This is a genomic window from Pseudovibrio exalbescens (assembly GCF_028737195.1).
GTDB lineage: Bacteria > Pseudomonadota > Alphaproteobacteria > Rhizobiales > Stappiaceae > Pseudovibrio > Pseudovibrio zosterae.
In genome coordinates this window covers 69,346-85,496 of sequence record NZ_JAQZAJ010000007.1, presented here as the reverse complement: position 1 = coordinate 85,496, position 16,151 = coordinate 69,346, and the positions used below count along the sequence as shown (strand labels likewise).

Below are 16,151 nucleotides of genomic sequence, written 5' to 3'. Positions count from 1 at the left end.
GGGTTGATCAATGAGCAAACTTGGAAAGATCACCCGTCGCTCCTTCCTCGGTTTTGCGGCCCTTGCTGCTGGGGGCGTCGCAATCGGTTATTACTTCTACCAAAAGCCGCATGCTAATCCGCTGGATGCCCGCAAAGCTGAGGGAGATGCTGTCTTCAACCCTTATGTCACCATCAGCAAAGAGGGCGAGATTACCATCATCACCCCACGGGCAGAGATGGGACAGGGCACACAAACCACACTCGCCGCACTTGTGGCTGAAGAGCTTGAGGTCTCGCTGGATCAGATCAAGGTGGAACATGGCCCGGCAAGCGCCGCCTACTACAACTCTGCCATGTTCATGGAAGGAGGCCCCTTCGCAGCCTTCGACACCAGCTTGCTTGCAGAAAGTGCGCGCGAAACCATGGGAGTAGCCGCGAAGTTCCTGGGCGTTCAAGTTACAGGTGGTTCCTCCGCCATGATTGATGCCTTTCAGAAGATGAGAGAGGCAGGAGCTGCAGCGCGCACAATCTTGGTGCAGGCAGCAGCGGCCCAGTGGGATGTGGCACCGGAGGGCTTGAAGGCCGAGAACGGCGTGATAACCAATCCTCAGTCTGGGGAAAGTGTAAGCTATGCGGAAGTCGCAGCAACGGCCGCAGAGCTGACCCCGCCATCAGACATCAAGCTGAAATCTCCTCGGGACTGGAAGCTGCTGGGCAAGTCGCAACCGCGTGTAGAGCTGCGCGAGAAGGTAACCGGCGCTCCGATTTACGGCATCGACGTGGAGTTGCCGGAGATGCTTTATGCAACAGTTCGCATGTCTCCTCGGTTCGGCGCAAACGTAAAGACCCATGACCCGGCACCTGCGCTGCAAATACGGGGAGTGGAGAAAGTGATACCGCTGAGCTCCCGCTATGGGCATGGCCTTGCGGTCATCGCTACCAACACTTGGGCAGCATTCAAAGGTGCAGACGCCATCAAAGTCGTATGGGAAGAGGCTGAGTATCCGGCGGATACCGAGGGCATGCGACGACGTTTCATGGCTGCACTTAATCAAGACGCTTCGTTTTCCCTTGGCGGCTCCGGAGATCCAAAAGGTGTACTCTCGCAAACACCTGAAGATCGGCATCTGGAAGTCACCTACGAAGTCCCTTTCTTGGCCCATGCGACTATGGAGCCCATGAACGCCACGGCCCAATGGCGCGGTGAGACGCTCGAAATCTGGTGCCCTAACCAGACCCCAACAATGGTCAGGCATGTATGCGCCAGCCATTTTGGCATTGGAGGCGAGAACATCATCGTCAACACCACGCACCTTGGCGGGGGCTTTGGTCGCCGCCTTGAAGTGGATTATGCCCTTTATGCGGCAATCGTTGCGAAAGAAACCGATGGGCGTCCGGTCAAGGTAACGTGGACCCGTGAAGAAGACACCCGCCACGATGCTTACCGGCCAATGGCAGTCGCCAGGTATCGCGGTGCTTTGACGGAACAGGGCAATTTAAGTGCCGTTGACGTGGACGTTGCGGTGCCGCCGCTATTCAAGAAAGTGGTGGGGCGCTTGTTCCCGGACGTGCCGCTGGCAGGGCCCGACAAACTGCTTTTAGAGGGTGCCTACGACCAACCCACCACGATTGAAAACAGGCGCTATGCGGCCCACGAGGTGGACCTGCCCATTCCGATTGGCTTTTGGCGTTCGGTTGGCAACTCCTACAACGGCTTTTTTCACGAGAGCTTTATCGATGAAGCGGCACACAAAGCTGGCAAGGACCCCTTGGCGTTCCGGCTGACCATGATGAACGACGAAGAACATGCCCCGGCCAAAGGCGTTCTTCGAAAGGTTGCCGAGATTTCCGAGTGGGGCTCACCTCTTTCCGAGGGGAAAGGACGCGGCATCGCCCATACGATTTCATTTGGCACATGGGTAGCTCAGGTGGTGCAGGTGGATGTATCGGATGGATACCTCACCATCGAGAAAGTTTGGTGCGTTGCAGACCCGGGCATCGTGCTTGATCCTGCAAACTTCAAGGCGCAGCTCATCTCAGGGGCCATCTTCGGCCTGAGTCAGGCGCTTGGTCAGGAAATTACCTTTAGCAACGGAGAGGTGGAGCAGTCCAACTTCTACGACTTTGATGCAATGCGCATGCATCAAACGCCGGCGTTTCATATTGAGCTGCTGGAGAATTCCCCGCACATGGGCGGTGCAGGCGAACCCGGCACCCCGCCCGCACCAGCTGCGCTGGCGAACGCCATCTTCGCAGCAACCGGCAAGCGCATCCGCACCATGCCACTTAGCAAAGAAATCGACTTTACGTAACAAAAAGGCCAGCGGGAAGTCCATTCCGCTGGCCTTTTCATTGAAACCTTGGTCTCGCCATTACTGTCCGGTCAAGAACCCTGCTGGCAAACCAAAACCTTCTTCCAAAGTGCTAAGTGCGTCCTCTGCATCCGCCTCGCCTGAAGCAATGCCTTCAACACTGATCGTCTCTGGTGCTGAGCCGGGCTCCCGAGGGGCGGCGTTCAGCTCGTCTGAGGCGGTGGCTGCATTCGGAGCCGCAGTGTCCGCAGAGGTTTCCGGCTGCAAAGCACCAACATCAGTCTGCGGCTTTTGTAAAGGCACAACCGGACCATCCCGCGTGATGACCGCGCCATCGATGCCATTGGGTACAGAAGCAGTCGCGACAGGTTCGGCAGGCTCGGCCACAGGGGCCAGCTGTTTTGCCTTTTCCTGCAAAGCCAAGCGCGCACGCAGTTTAGCCGCAACGGTGTTCTTCACCCTTTCATTGACGGGGGCAAGATTGGCAGCAGCAGCGGCCTCTCCCGGCGTACCAATGGCAAAACTCGGACGCATCAGCGTCCCTGCAACGGCCACATGCGGGTGATCATCCTCAGATGAAGAAGCCTGTTCCGCGCCTTCCAGCAGGCTCGGCTGCAAGTCCCAATCGACACGACCATCGCTCAGGTTCACCTCCCCGCTGCCCTCAATAAGGGCCGCATCGCTCATGAAGGTGAGCCCCTGAAATTGCGCCCGGCCCTGACCGAACATTACATCAGCGCCCCAAGTGCGGAAACTCGTCTGGCTGCCTTCTGTCAAAGGCCAGCCGCGCACAGGCTCGGCGCTCAACGAGGCAATCATGGAATTCAAATCAAGATCATACAGCACGCCGCTGCCCAGTTGGAAGCTAACGGCGCCATCCATGTTCTTCCAGAGCTTCTCGAGTGCCTCCCCTTCAGAAGCAATGCTCATGACCGCATTGAGCGCACCATCAACCCGGGGCAGATCAGAAACCGCAGCAAAGAAGGGCGCAGCATTCACATTGCTAACGGTCAGGTCGGCGGTAAACTGCGGCTCAACTGTCGCACCATTGAGCAAGAGCATGCCGGTCACATCTCCGCCATAGAGCTGCAACTTGTTCAGCTCCACATCAACGCGGCCCGCCTCAGAAGTGGCGCGCAAGACACCCTGTTGTCCGCGCAAATCCCCGGCTGAGAACCGATCAAACGCCAGCGACAAGTCCACGTCCACGTTGCGCAGCACGGAAAAATCATAGGGGCGTTCTGCCCCACCAACGGCAAGACTTCCATCGCGGGTCAGCAGGTGGTCGAGTTGCAGCTCTGAAAGCGCATATCGACCTGTTAGCTTGGGCCGCTCCCCCTGCTCGATGCGACCACCACCCTCCACACGCAAGTCATCCAGGAACAGCTCAACATCTCGGTAATTCAGGGAATCGCCTTCACTGGCGAAATGCCCGGAAACACGCAGTCGATCTCCGCGAAGATAATCTGGCAAACGCTTGCCATACCACCGGGTGAACTCAGGCAGATCTTCTGTTGCGAAGGAAATACGGCCCTCCGCTCGGCGAATGTCTTCAAGGCTTCCAGAAAGGCCGCCGGTAAATCGCTCGGCGGCAAACTTGAGGTCCGCAAAGCCACCGTTCCCTACCTCACCTTCAATAGCGAGCGGCTCCCCGCGCCAACGCGCGCTTCCCGTTATCAAGGTCGGCGCATTGAGACCGGAAAACTGAATATCCAGATCAATGTCATCAAGCGCTTCGTGTTGCCCATCAACGCTGAGCATAGAAGGAAGGGCAATTTCAGAGATACGCCCATTGCGCACCTGCGCTGTTCCCAGGAGCTCCATCCTGTCTTGAAGCTGCGCAATGTCATGACCTACAGCAAGGTAAGACAAATCAACTTCAGCGACGCCGGACCCGGGCTGCTCAATACCTGCCAATCTGAGAATTGTTTCAAACGGTACGGCATCCCCATTCAGAGACCCCTTCAGTTCGATACCGTCTTCCAAATAAGTCGCCTGCGCTTCCCCGGTCAGATCCAATCCATTGACAGCACCTTTGAGGCCGCGCGTTCGAACACCGGTCGAGGAGAACTGAACCTGCGTATCAATGGAGTAGCTTTCCAGCCCTTCGGCAACGTCAAAGCCCAACAGCCCAGCAGCTTGGGAAAGCGAGTTACCAGCTCCCGTAACCTTCAGCGAGCCAACAGGTGCATCCTTGTAAGCGAGTTGCCCTGCCGCGTTTACTGACAAGGCCTCCCCGCTTTTGAGTTCAGCGCTCACTGAAGTCGCAGTGCCGCTCAAAAAGCCGGGCAGCGAACCAAGATGCGCTGAAAGGCTGTAGGGCGTATTGTCATGATTGGCAGAGCCCTTGATCTCCAATGCAGCAGACCCACCACTCACACCGCCTGAGAACTGTAGGTTCGTCAACTCAAAGCGCAGGTCCCGCCCCTGATCGCGGTAATCCAAGCGCCCGCCATTGACAACAAACTGCGATATGCCGGCCTGCTGAAGTCTTGAAATGGCAGAGGCCCAGGCGCTTGCCTCAGGTGTGCTCTTCAAAAGCGCTGCGTGCGGTTGCCAGCTGCGGGTACCACCACGCGAAACTTCAAGGAACAAGTCCGCGTCATTAAGTTCAATGGAGTTGATGGAGGGGCTTCCCGTGAACAGCCCCAGCCAGCCTATGCCGAAATCAACACGGCCTACCTGCGCAAACTCAACACCGTCCGCGGCGGCCACCCCCGCAATGCCCACGTTTTCGACTTGAAGAACCGGGGCGGGAAATACACCAACCGTTGTGCGCCCATCCAAACGGACCTGCCAGCCTGTCGCTTTGGCGAGTTGCTCCTTGACCAGCGTCTTGATCGCATCTTGAGGAACGAATTGCGGAGCAACAACCACACCGCCACCAAGCAGGACAGCCGCAATGCCTAACACTGGAACGATAGGTTTCATAAGCAGATACAAACTCGTTTAACAGAATTAACCTGAGCCACCTTTTAGCGCCACCAGATGACTTTTACAGCCCTCACAGGCCCTGAGAAAACGTGTAAAATAAGACTAAGCGAACCTACCTAACATATTGAGCAGGTTTCCCAATGCCCCACTTCGCAGAGCCCGCAGAATAACAGGCCCTAACCAATAGAGCATTTACAACCCCCAGCGCCAGCCCCATTTAATTCTACAGATACCTAGATGATTCATCTGGTATTTGTCCAAAACGGCACAAAGAAAAACAAATATATGCCACTGGGCAATTTTAAATTTGGCAGGTTGGGAGCTCCGCGCTAGGTTGGCACTCTCAAGTGACTACTTTAGGCGACTTATATGCTGAACTCTCTGAAAAGCTTTTTAAAGGAAATCACGCTCGGCAAGCAGGAAAAGCTGCCCTATCAAGATGATGACCACCGTCTCGCTGCAGCGGCTTTGATGTTCCACATCATTGCTGTGGATGGCGAAGTGGAAACTGAAGAGCTTTCGGCCCTCAACAAGACATTGAAAAATGCCTACAGCTTGTCTGAGGAAGAAACTGACAATCTCATCAAGCTCGCTAAAGAACGCGATGACGAGGCAGTGGACCTTTATGGTTTCACCTCTGTCCTGAAGCGCCAATTGAGCGAAGAGGAACGCGTCAAGGTCATCGAGATGATGTGGGAAATGGTTTTTGCCGACGGCTCAGTTCATGAGTTCGAGGACAACACCATTTGGCGGGTCGCAGAACTCCTGGGCGTTTCATCTCGCCAGCGCATGGAGCTGAAGAAACAAGTCAGCGAGCGTCACCAACAGTAGATAGCTTTAGGAAACATATTTTACCCATGATCCAAGCAAAAAAGCCAAAGATCCTGATTGTCCTCCACCAGGAGACATCCACGCCCGGTCGGGTTGGTCAGGAGCTGGTCAAACGCGGCTTTCAACTGGACATCCGCAAGCCCCGCTTTGGAGACAGCCTGCCAAGCACGATGGACGGGCATGTTGGCGCGGTCGTATTCGGCGGGCCCATGAGCGCCAATGACCCAGACGCCTTTATCTCCAAAGAAATCGACTGGATCGGCGTACCGCTGAAGGAAGAAAAACCGTTTCTTGGCATCTGTCTTGGAGCTCAAATGCTAAGCCGCCATCTCGGTGGCACAGTTACCTCTCACAAAGACGGCTTGGTGGAAATCGGTTACTACCCCATTGAAGCCACTGTTGAGGGCAAAACGCTCATGAAATGGCCGAACCGGGTCTACCAGTGGCACCGGGAGGGGTTCTCCCTGCCCACCGGAGCAACTCTGCTTGCAAAGGGGGCGACCTATCAAAATCAGGCCATGCGCGTGGGACCGAATGCATACGGCATACAATTTCATCCCGAGCTGACCTACCTGATGATGAACCGTTGGACCACACTTGCATCAGACCGCATGTCTCTGCCGGGGGCACAAGGGCGAAGGGATCACTTTAAAGGCCGCTTTGTCTTCGATCCGCCGCTTTTTCAGTGGCTGCAGGATTTCCTGGACATGTGGATCGGCACCGCCGATGCTCCAAAAAACCAGGCATGCCGCGATCTGATTGCTAGCTAGATTATGGGCCTCCGCCAGAGGTGAACATTTATGTAGATGCAAAAAAGGCCCACTTTAAAGCGGGCCTTTTTCATATCATACCACCGGAAACGAGCTTACTCGGCAGGCTGAAGCACTGGAGAAAGGCTTGCTTTCTCACCGAGCACTGGCGTGCCAACCGGCAGCACATCGCGGCCACATACATCCTTGTAAATGTAGTGAGCCATCACGTACCAAGCTGCACATGAACATGCGATTAGCACGTAGCCAGCGATGACGTTGAATACGGGCGGGCCAAAGTGACCAATCACCAGAAACAGGAAACCAAAGAACAGAGTGCCAAAAATGGTTGCTTCGGCTTTATGGATATAAAGCGCACCATAAAGCATGATGCCTGTGTAGATGGTGAAAGGGATCAGGAAGAAGCCGATTTCCTCATGGGAAGAGGTGTAAAAACCGAACTCGTTGCTGATCAGGATGCCAGCGAATGCCAGCCAAAACGCACCGTAGATGGTGAAGGCGCTGTAACCGAAGTTGTTTCCGGTTGCCTTGACCTGAAAGCCAGCGACCAACTGAGCCAGACCGCCAACGAAAACGCCCAACCACAACACAGGGCCCATGCTCTCTAAAAGGCCAATGTTGTGCATCTGCAGGACAAAAGTGGTGATACCAAATCCAGCCAAGCCTACAACGGCTGGATTTCCAGACTTAACAGAAGACATAGTCACTCCGGCATATTAAGGGTTGCGCAATGCAGCCAGTTTATCTCGCCTTTATTGTATAGATTGGCGAATTACTTTCGGCGCGGAGTTAGACACATGCCCCGACGAAATCAACCGTACAAACGCTTAGGCTAAATGCCTTAGCGTACAAATAGTTTTTGTAATATACATGAGGGAATAGTTGAAGGAAGGTATGCGCCCAAGTATTCAGCTCGGGCGCATAGATCTTTATTCGACTGGCTTGAACTTGACCAGCAAATCCTTGGCGTCAACCTGATCACCGGGTGCGACCATTACAGCATCGATAATCCCATCACGATCCGCGTGGATTGCCGTTTCCATCTTCATGGCCTCGATGGTCAGAATCACATCGCCCGCCTTTATCTCCGCATCCTGACGAACACAGACGGTGGAAACGACACCCGGCATTGGTGCGCTAACATGATTTGGGTTCCCAGTCTCGGCTTTGTGGCGAATGGCATTGCCAGTGGCCCCGTGTGCCCGATCCATGAGGCGGATGTTGCGTGGCTGTCCGTTCAACTCGTAGAAGACACGCTTCTCGCCTTGGTCATCGGTCTCACCGAGGGCAAGACAAGCAAGCACCATGACCTTGCCCGGCTCCAACTCCACCATGATTTCTTCACCCGGCTGCAAACCGTAGAAGTAAGTGTTGGTCGGCAGAACGCTGGTAGGACCGAACTGGGTCTGAATGCGTGCGAACTCCATGAACACCTTTGGATACATCAGGTAGGAGCACAGCTCCTCATCAGAAACCTGACTGACATCCTTGTTCAACAGACCGGAAAGCTCGGACCGCTTCTCGTCCAGATCCTCCTCGTCCAGCAGCGAACCAGGGCGCACCGTGATTGGCTTTTGGCCTTTCAGGATCTTGTTTTGCAACGCTTCTGGCCAGCCACCCGGGCTTTGACCCAGGTCACCGCGCATCATTTGCACGACGGAGTCCGGGAAGGCCACTTCAACCCGCGGATCCACCACCTCTTCCGGCGTGATGCCCTGACTGACCATCATCACGGCCATGTCACCAACCACCTTGGAACTTGGCGTCACCTTCACGATGTCACCGAACATCATGTTCACATCGGCATAGGCTTTGGCCACCTCGTGCCAACGCGCTTCCAGCCCAAGAGAGCGTGCCTGCTCCTTGAGGTTGGTAAACTGACCACCCGGCATTTCGTGGAGATACACCTCGGATGCACCGAAGCGCAGATCGCTCTCAAACGCGCGGTACTGATACCGCACCGCTTCCCAATAGAAGGAAATCTCGCGGATCACTTCCGTGTCCAGCTGAGGATCGCGCGAAGATCCTCGCAGCGCTTCCACCACCGAGCCCATGCAAGGCTGGGAAGTCAGCCCTGACAAGCTGTCCACGGCAACATCAATCGCGTCCACACCGGATTCGACGGCCGCCAGAATACTGGAGGCAGCAATGCCGGAAGTATCATGCGTGTGGAAGTGGATCGGCAGATCAACTTCTTCCTTCAACGCCTTGATCAAGACCTTGGCAGCTTGCGGTTTCAGCAGCCCTGCCATGTCCTTGATGCCCAGAATATGGGCGCCGGCAGCCTCCAGTTCCTTTGCCAGATTGACGTAGTACTTGAGGTCATACTTCGGACGGGCGCTGTTCAGAATGTCGCCGGTGTAACAAAGAGTTGCTTCACACAGCTTGCCACTTTCCTGCACCGCATCCAAAGACACGCGCATGTTCTCAACCCAGTTCAGGCAATCAAACACACGGAACAGGTCAACGCCGTTCTCTGCAGCCGTCTTGACGAAGAACTTGACTACATTGTCCGGATAGTTGGCATAGCCAACGCCGTTGGAACCGCGCAGCAGCATTTGCAGCAGAATGTTGGGCGCCTTTTGACGCACCATACGCAGGCGCTCCCACGGGTCTTCACTCAGGAAGCGCATGGCCACGTCAAACGTTGCACCGCCCCAGCACTCCAACGAAAGCAACTGCGGCAGCCCTTTCGCATAGGTGTCTGTGATCTGCGCAATGTCATAGGTCCGCATACGGGTCGCCAGCAGAGACTGGTGCGCATCACGCATCGTGGTATCGGTCACGAGCACACGCTCCTGATCCTTCATCCACTTGGCGAACCCCTCGGCCCCCAGCTTGTCAAAGACCTGCTTGGTGCCCTCTGGCACTGGGCGATCCAGATACGGAATTACAATCTCAGGAGAATCTTCCGGTGGCTTCGGCCGGTCACGTACATCTGGATGGCCGTTAACGGTCACATCAGAGATGTAGTTGAGCAGCTTCGTCGCGCGGTCAGATGTGCGGATGTTGTAGAACAGCTCCGGCGTCTCATCGATAAACCGCGTCGTGTACTTGTTCGCCCGGAAATCTGGGTGCGCAATCACACGCTCAAGGAAGATCAGGTTGGTGGCAACGCCGCGAATACGGAACTCGCGAAGCGCGCGGTCCATACGGCTGCACACTTCATCTGCCGTTGGTGCCCAAGCGGTCACCTTTTCAAGCAGCGGATCGTAGTAGCGCGTGATCACCGCACCGGCGTAAGCCGTGCCGCCATCAAGACGGATACCGAAGCCGGTCGCGCCGCGATAAGCCGTGATGCGTCCATAGTCCGGAATAAAGTTTTGCTCCGGATCTTCAGTGGTCACGCGGCACTGCAACGCATGGCCGCTAAGCTGGATCTTGTCCTGCTCAGGAACACCGGTTACCGATTCATCACCGATCTTGCCGCCTTCAGCGATTGCGATCTGGGCCTTGACAATATCAATGCCGGTGACTTCTTCCGTTACCGTGTGTTCCACCTGAATGCGTGGATTCACTTCAATGAAGTAAATCTCACCAGTGTCCGCATCCATCAGGAACTCGACCGTGCCTGCGCCATAGTAGCCGACTTCGCGGCCAATCTTCAGCCCATATTCGCAGAGCTCCGCACGTTTCTTGTCGCTCAGGTAAGGAGCCGGTGCACGCTCGACCACTTTCTGGTGTCGGCGCTGAATGGAACAGTCACGCTCAAAAAGGTGAACCAGATTACCGTGCTTGTCGCCAAGGATCTGAACTTCCACGTGGCGCGCACGCTCAACAAGCTTTTCGAGATAAACTTCGTCTTTGCCGAAAGCTGCTTTCGCTTCACGCTTTGCCGCCATCACCTCTCGAACGAGGGCAGACTCGTCGCGAATGACCCGCATTCCGCGTCCGCCGCCGCCCCAAGAAGCTTTCAGCATCACAGGATAGCCGATCTCAAGCGCGAGGCGCTTTACCTCTTCCATGTCATCTGGAAGCGGATCGGTGGCCGGCATCACAGGCACGCCTGCACGAATGGCAAGCTCGCGGGCGGCCACCTTGTTGCCAAGCTGACGCATCGTGTCCGGAGACGGACCAATGAAGGCTATGCCGTTGGCGGCACAAGCCTCTGCAAACTCGGGGCTTTCGGAAAGAAAACCATAGCCGGGGTGGATCGCATCCACCTTCTGTTCTTTTGCGACACGCATTACCTCTTCAATTGAAAGGTATGCTTCAATCGGACCAAGACCCTTCCCAACCTGATAGGCCTCATCTGCCTTGAACCGATGCAGCGCAAGTTTGTCCTGTTCGGCGAAGATTGCGACCGTCTGCAAACCTAGCTCGTTTGCAGCGCGAAAAACGCGAATTGCGATTTCGGACCGGTTCGCCACCAACAAACGTCGAATAGCCAAGTGCGCCCCCTCTATTTTCATGGTTATCGCAACTTGTTTACATTTATGATTTGCTAAAGGGAAGAAATTTTTGTGCGCTGTTAGCGCTGCCAAACCCAGCACTTTTCATATTATTCAGTATTCGTGGCCAATCTTTCTACTGGCCTCAGAACTGTGGGGAGCGCACTAATATATTATTGCGAGATTTTCCACCCCAGTACTTCTCTAAATACATGGAGTATCGAAACAACTGCTCATAGAAAAGGGCCCGGCTGACCTTGCGTAGTCTTGCCGGGCACCAGTCAAAATCAGCGGATCAAACCAAGGCGGAAGCCTTCAGCCACTGCGTGCGTCCGGTTGGCTGCATGCAGCTTGCGCGCCGCAGAAGCGAGGTACCAATCCGCCGTATGTTGAGAAATATTCAAGATCTGACTGATCTCCCAGCTTGTCTTTCCAGCTGCTGACCACTTGAGGCACTCCAGCTCTCGAGGCGTAAGGCGATGGCGAGGGCGATTGGTGTTCGCGCCACTCAACTCACGCATCTTATTGCTGGCATAGATCCCCACCAGGTGCAGCACACTGATCTCCCGCTCAGTGAGATGCACTTCAGGACCTGCGAAAATCAGCATGCCCTGATACCCCTGCTGACCGTGGATCGGCACACATACCCCATCCATGATGCCGTAGTCCCGTGCGTCAGCAAGAATCTGCTGCCCAATGGTCGAGAGAGACCGATCTCGCGCAATACTCGACCACAGGAACGGACGAGAAGCAGACCGAGCCTTCGCGACAATTGGATCATGCTGGACATAATCGCGATCCAGATATCGCTGTTGCCATTCTGGATTGCCACCACTCAGCATGATTGACCCGTCCAGAGATGCTCCCTGCTCTGGAATGGCCGCCAAGACAAAACTAGTAAAACCAAAGGTAGTTCCAAGATCAGCGATGCGGCGGGCTACCCCATCGGCTGTTTCCTCGTTGTTAATTGAATCAACGAACTCAAGTGCAGCAGTTAATGGATTCATTTTATTCACCCCTACAAAACGCTCTCCGATGCCTAATTACCTTACGCAACGACCTACCCATTTAGAAGGTGTATCAACAAACCATTTGCTATTAAGGGCTCTGTTTTCGCGTATTCAGAAAAAGAACTATTCAATAATTCTTCCTGACTGTTTGCTGTTACATCCCGCATATTGACAATGCGGCTTTTGAGAGATCTTCCTCTGCGTCACTCAATTGAAACTTGAGTTTTGGAGGTAGCAAATCAGGGAACTCAGTAAAACCCCTAGGCCTCAGAACGCCTTAAGCTTCCGTTAAGGGTGCCTGTAAAGTTTCGCGAGGTTTATAATGAAAATGAGATGAAAGCTGCACCATGCACCTGGACGCGAAGACGCAAATGATTCTCATCAAGCGCAAGACACGCATAGATGCAAAAATCTAAGCGATGTAACCTAGGGGAAATCGTGGATAACTCTGATTTGGACCTAAATGTCAACCATCACCTGAAAATTTACACTGAAAATTTATTGGCTAGTTCAGACAGTAGGCCTCGACTCGTCTGCTGAAATACTGCTGCAGAGCCAGCAAATAAGCCCCGCCGGAAGATGGCTGCAACTGATACCAATGTCGGACCAATAGATACCAACCTGATTAACTCTTAAAAGCCCTATCAGCTGAGGAATCCGAACCAGCTGACACACCCTCGCCCAAGGTGTGACGTATATATCCGGCAAAACGCAGGTTTGAGGCTTTACAGAGCCCGCCAGCAGTTTGTATAGACCCCTCATATTTTAACGGCATCCGAAGGGCTGCGAACGAACTATCAACCACAACGCCATTCACACCTCGAGACCAAAATTGAGGCCTTCTACCCAAAGCCGGTCTTCGCGCCACATGGCTTAAAGTGATAATTCAAACATCTTGATGCCGTAATGCAAACACTCCCATTGCCCCGCGCACAGCGCTCCAGAACAGTAACTGCCATTCTTGGGCCGACAAACACCGGCAAGACGCACCTTGCCATTGAGCGCATGTGCGCTTACTCGTCCGGCCTTATTGGTCTTCCTTTGCGCCTGCTCGCCCGTGAAGTCTACGGCAAGATCGTGGAACGCAAGGGAGAAGACCTTGTTGCGCTGATCACCGGTGAAGAAAAGATCATCCCGAAGAACCCTCGGTTCTGGGTCTCCACCGTGGAAGCCATGCCGAAAGATCTGAAGGTCGACTTCGTCGCCATTGACGAAGTGCAGCTGGCCGGAGACCTTGAGCGCGGCCATGTGTTCACGGACCGACTGTTAAACCTGCGCGGACGGGAGGAGACACTCCTGCTTGGCGCAGCGACCATCCGTCCATTGCTGGAAAAGCTCTTGCCGGGCCTGAACATCATCACCCGCCCGCGCATGTCCATTCTCACCTATGCGGGCTCGAAGAAAATCACACGCCTGCCGCGCCGCTCTGCAATCGTCGCCTTCTCGTCCGATGAGGTTTATGCCATTGCAGAACTCGTCCGCCGTCAGCGCGGCGGCGCCGCCGTTGTTCTTGGCTCCCTGTCTCCGCGCACACGCAACGCGCAGGTCGAGCTCTTTCAGAACGGCGACGTGGACTGGCTGATTGCGACCGACGCGGTTGGCATGGGCCTGAACCTTGATGTGGACCACGTGGCGTTCGCGGGACACCGCAAATTTGATGGCTATCAATACCGCCAGCTCACGCCTGCAGAAACAGGCCAGATCGCCGGGCGCGCCGGGCGCCATCTCCGAGATGGCACTTTCGGGGTCACTGGCAGAGTGAACACCTTTGACGACGATTTGGTGCATTCGGTCGAATCTCACGAGTTTGACGCGCTGAAAGTGCTTCAGTGGCGGAACCCAAAGCTGGATTTTTCCTCTTTATCCGCACTTTTGCGCTCTTTAGACCAATCTCCCGGTGAAGAGGGCTTGACCAAAGCACCTCCCGCAGAGGATATCGGAGTGCTTGAACTCTCCAATCGCGACGAGGCCATTCGCCGCATCGCGACAACGAGAGAAAGAGTAGAGCTGCTTTGGGATGTGTGTCAGGTTCCGGACTATCGAAAAATTGCGCCGGCCAACCATGCGGACCTTGTAGTTAACATCTATACCCATTTGGTTCATTCGGGCGCGATCCCGGATGACTGGTTCCAAAAGCAAATAGCGCTTGCAGACCGGACAGACGGGGATATTGATACATTGGCCAACCGGATTGCACATATCCGAACCTGGACCTTTGTAGCGAACCGTGCCGACTGGCTGACAGATCCTGCTCACTGGCAGGGCGTCACTCGCGGCATAGAAGACAGATTATCTGATGCCCTTCACGAACGGCTTACACAGCGGTTTGTGGATCGGCGAACCAGCGTATTGATGCGACGTCTGAGAGAGAACAAGATGCTCGAAGCGGAGATCACCGCCAGCGGTGACGTACTCGTCGAAGGTGAACACATTGGCCAGCTTCAGGGCTTCCGGTTTGCGCCGGATGCCTCGGCTGAAGGGCAAGAAGAAAAAGCGGTTCGCGCCGCTGCCCAAAAGGCCCTGGCAAGTGAAATCGAGAGCCGAGCTGACCGCTTGTCGCGCTCCCCTAATGAGGACTTCATCCTCTCTTCAGAAGGCACTCTGAGATGGCAGGGCGAGATCGTCGCACGCCTTTCAGCTTCTGATCATACGCTGCGCCCGGGCATTTTGCTCTTGGCTGACGAGCAGCTCACGGGTCCAGCCCGCGACAAGGTAGAGGAACGCGTGGCTCTATGGGTCAAGACCCATATCGAGACCCTGCTGAAGCCTCTGTTTGACCTTGAAGCAGCTGAAGGCGTTGAAGGCATCGCCCGCGGCGTTGCATTCCGGATCTCAGAAAGCCTTGGCATCATCGATCGCCACGACATTTCCGAGGACATTCGCCAGCTCGACCAGACCATGCGCGGCACGCTGCGCAAGCTGGGTGTCCGTTTCGGCGCTTACCACATCTTCGTCCCTGCGCTGCTCAAGCCGGCACCAAGCCAGCTGCTCGCACAGCTTTGGGCACTGAAAGAAGGCAAGGAAGACGCCAAGGGCCTCGTGGAGTTGCCACAGCTCTCCGCTTCAGGCCGCACCTCCGTTCCGGTTGATACAGAGATTGAACCTTCTCTTTACAAGGTCGTCGGCTTCCGTGTTTGCGGCCCCCGTGCTGTACGCGTCGACATTCTGGAGCGTCTGGCGGACATCATCCGTCCATTGATCGCCTGGAAACCACTTGAAGAAGGTATCGAGCCACCGGAAGGTGCGCTGGCGCAAGGCGGAGCATTCACCGTCACCGTCTCCATGACGTCCCTTCTCGGCTGCGCTGGCGAGGATTTCTCCAGCATTCTTAAATCTCTGGGCTACCGCCTTGAGACCAAGGAAGTGAAGCAACCCGTCGTTAAAAAGGCGGAAGAAGCACCAGCAGAAGCTACTGGTGAAGTCGAAGCCTCCGCAGAAACTACAGCCGACGTTCCCGCAGAGTCAGCCGACGCGCCGAGCGCGGAAGCTGAGCCAGCTGCTGAAGCAACACCTGCAGAAGCCACAAACGACACGCCGATTGAAGCTGCCCCGAGTGAAGAGGCCGCTGAGACCGATGGTGAGCCAGAAATGGAAACCGTCACCATCGAGATCTGGCGTCCCGGCCGGGCAGATCGCCGCCGCCAGGGTGGAGATCGCAATCGCCCGCGTCGTCAGCATGGCGACAACCAGAACCGCCAGTCTGAGGGCGAACGCAAGGGCGGCCCGCGCAATAACAACAAGCGTCACAATGCAAAGGGCAAGGGACGTGATGGCGGCGGTCCCAAAGGCGGCGGCAAGCCGAACCGCACCGGCAATGCAGGCAGGCCACAGCCACAGCGCGACAAGCCTCTGGATCCAAACTCACCATTTGCAGCGCTCCTTTCTCTGAAGGAGAACATGCAGAAGGGCGACGACAAGTAAC

The 16,151-nt window shown here is 55.4% G+C and carries 8 protein-coding genes; 4 read left to right on the top strand and 4 right to left on the bottom strand.

Annotation, left to right across the window (positions count from 1 at the left end):
- Positions 1–10: 10 nt before the first annotated feature.
- Positions 11–2,293, top strand: coding sequence for a xanthine dehydrogenase family protein molybdopterin-binding subunit (locus PUV47_RS17720; RefSeq protein ID WP_274219930.1), 2,283 nt, complete (start codon positions 11–13; stop codon positions 2,291–2,293).
- Positions 2,294–2,353: 60 nt separating this feature from the next.
- On the opposite strand, the gene PUV47_RS17715 is transcribed toward PUV47_RS17720, so the two are convergent.
- The gene (locus PUV47_RS17715; RefSeq protein WP_274219929.1) at positions 2,354–5,224 is read right to left on the bottom strand and encodes an AsmA family protein; all 2,871 of its coding nucleotides are present in this window, start codon (positions 5,222–5,224) and stop codon (positions 2,354–2,356) included.
- Between the two features lie 372 nt (positions 5,225–5,596).
- Here PUV47_RS17715 and PUV47_RS17710 point away from each other — a divergent pair, with 372 nt between their 5' ends.
- Together PUV47_RS17710 and PUV47_RS17705 are read left to right on the top strand one after the other, a co-directional pair.
- On the top strand, positions 5,597–6,058 hold the full coding sequence (locus PUV47_RS17710; RefSeq protein ID WP_274219928.1) for a TerB family tellurite resistance protein: 462 nt from the start codon (positions 5,597–5,599) through the stop codon (positions 6,056–6,058).
- A gap of 26 nt (positions 6,059–6,084) precedes the next feature.
- Positions 6,085–6,828: a glutamine amidotransferase gene (locus tag PUV47_RS17705; RefSeq protein WP_274219927.1), complete on the top strand. Its 744-nt coding sequence runs from the start codon at positions 6,085–6,087 to the stop codon at positions 6,826–6,828.
- A gap of 95 nt (positions 6,829–6,923) precedes the next feature.
- Here the strand turns inward: PUV47_RS17705 and PUV47_RS17700 are convergent, their stop codons facing one another.
- The 3 genes from PUV47_RS17700 to PUV47_RS17690 all read right to left on the bottom strand — a co-directional run bounded on the left by PUV47_RS17700 (position 6,924) and on the right by PUV47_RS17690 (position 12,226).
- Positions 6,924–7,529: an acetate uptake transporter gene (locus PUV47_RS17700; RefSeq protein WP_274219926.1), complete on the bottom strand. Its 606-nt coding sequence runs from the start codon at positions 7,527–7,529 to the stop codon at positions 6,924–6,926.
- Positions 7,530–7,757: 228 nt separating this feature from the next.
- Complete coding sequence (gene pyc, locus PUV47_RS17695) at positions 7,758–11,219, bottom strand: pyruvate carboxylase (RefSeq protein WP_274219925.1); 3,462 nt, start codon at positions 11,217–11,219, stop codon at positions 7,758–7,760.
- A gap of 287 nt (positions 11,220–11,506) precedes the next feature.
- Complete coding sequence (locus PUV47_RS17690) at positions 11,507–12,226, bottom strand: LuxR family transcriptional regulator (RefSeq protein ID WP_274219924.1); 720 nt, start codon at positions 12,224–12,226, stop codon at positions 11,507–11,509.
- 909 nt (positions 12,227–13,135) lie between these two features.
- Between PUV47_RS17690 and PUV47_RS17685 the strand changes: the two genes are divergently transcribed.
- Entirely contained in the window at positions 13,136–16,150 is a 3,015-nt protein-coding gene (locus PUV47_RS17685) for a helicase-related protein (RefSeq protein WP_274219923.1), read from the top strand.
- Position 16,151 lies beyond the last annotated feature (1 nt).

Coding starts and splice junctions, on each gene's coding strand:
- PUV47_RS17705 (WP_274219927.1), top strand. CDS start 6,085: ATGATCCAAGCAAAAAAGCCAAAGATCCTGATTGTCCTCCACCAGGAG.
- PUV47_RS17700 (WP_274219926.1), bottom strand. CDS start 7,529: ATGTCTTCTGTTAAGTCTGGAAATCCAGCCGTTGTAGGCTTGGCTGGA.
- PUV47_RS17710 (WP_274219928.1), top strand. CDS start 5,597: ATGCTGAACTCTCTGAAAAGCTTTTTAAAGGAAATCACGCTCGGCAAG.
- PUV47_RS17690 (WP_274219924.1), bottom strand. CDS start 12,226: ATGAATCCATTAACTGCTGCACTTGAGTTCGTTGATTCAATTAACAAC.
- PUV47_RS17715 (WP_274219929.1), bottom strand. CDS start 5,224: ATGAAACCTATCGTTCCAGTGTTAGGCATTGCGGCTGTCCTGCTTGGT.
- PUV47_RS17685 (WP_274219923.1), top strand. CDS start 13,136: ATGCAAACACTCCCATTGCCCCGCGCACAGCGCTCCAGAACAGTAACT.
- PUV47_RS17720 (WP_274219930.1), top strand. CDS start 11: ATGAGCAAACTTGGAAAGATCACCCGTCGCTCCTTCCTCGGTTTTGCG.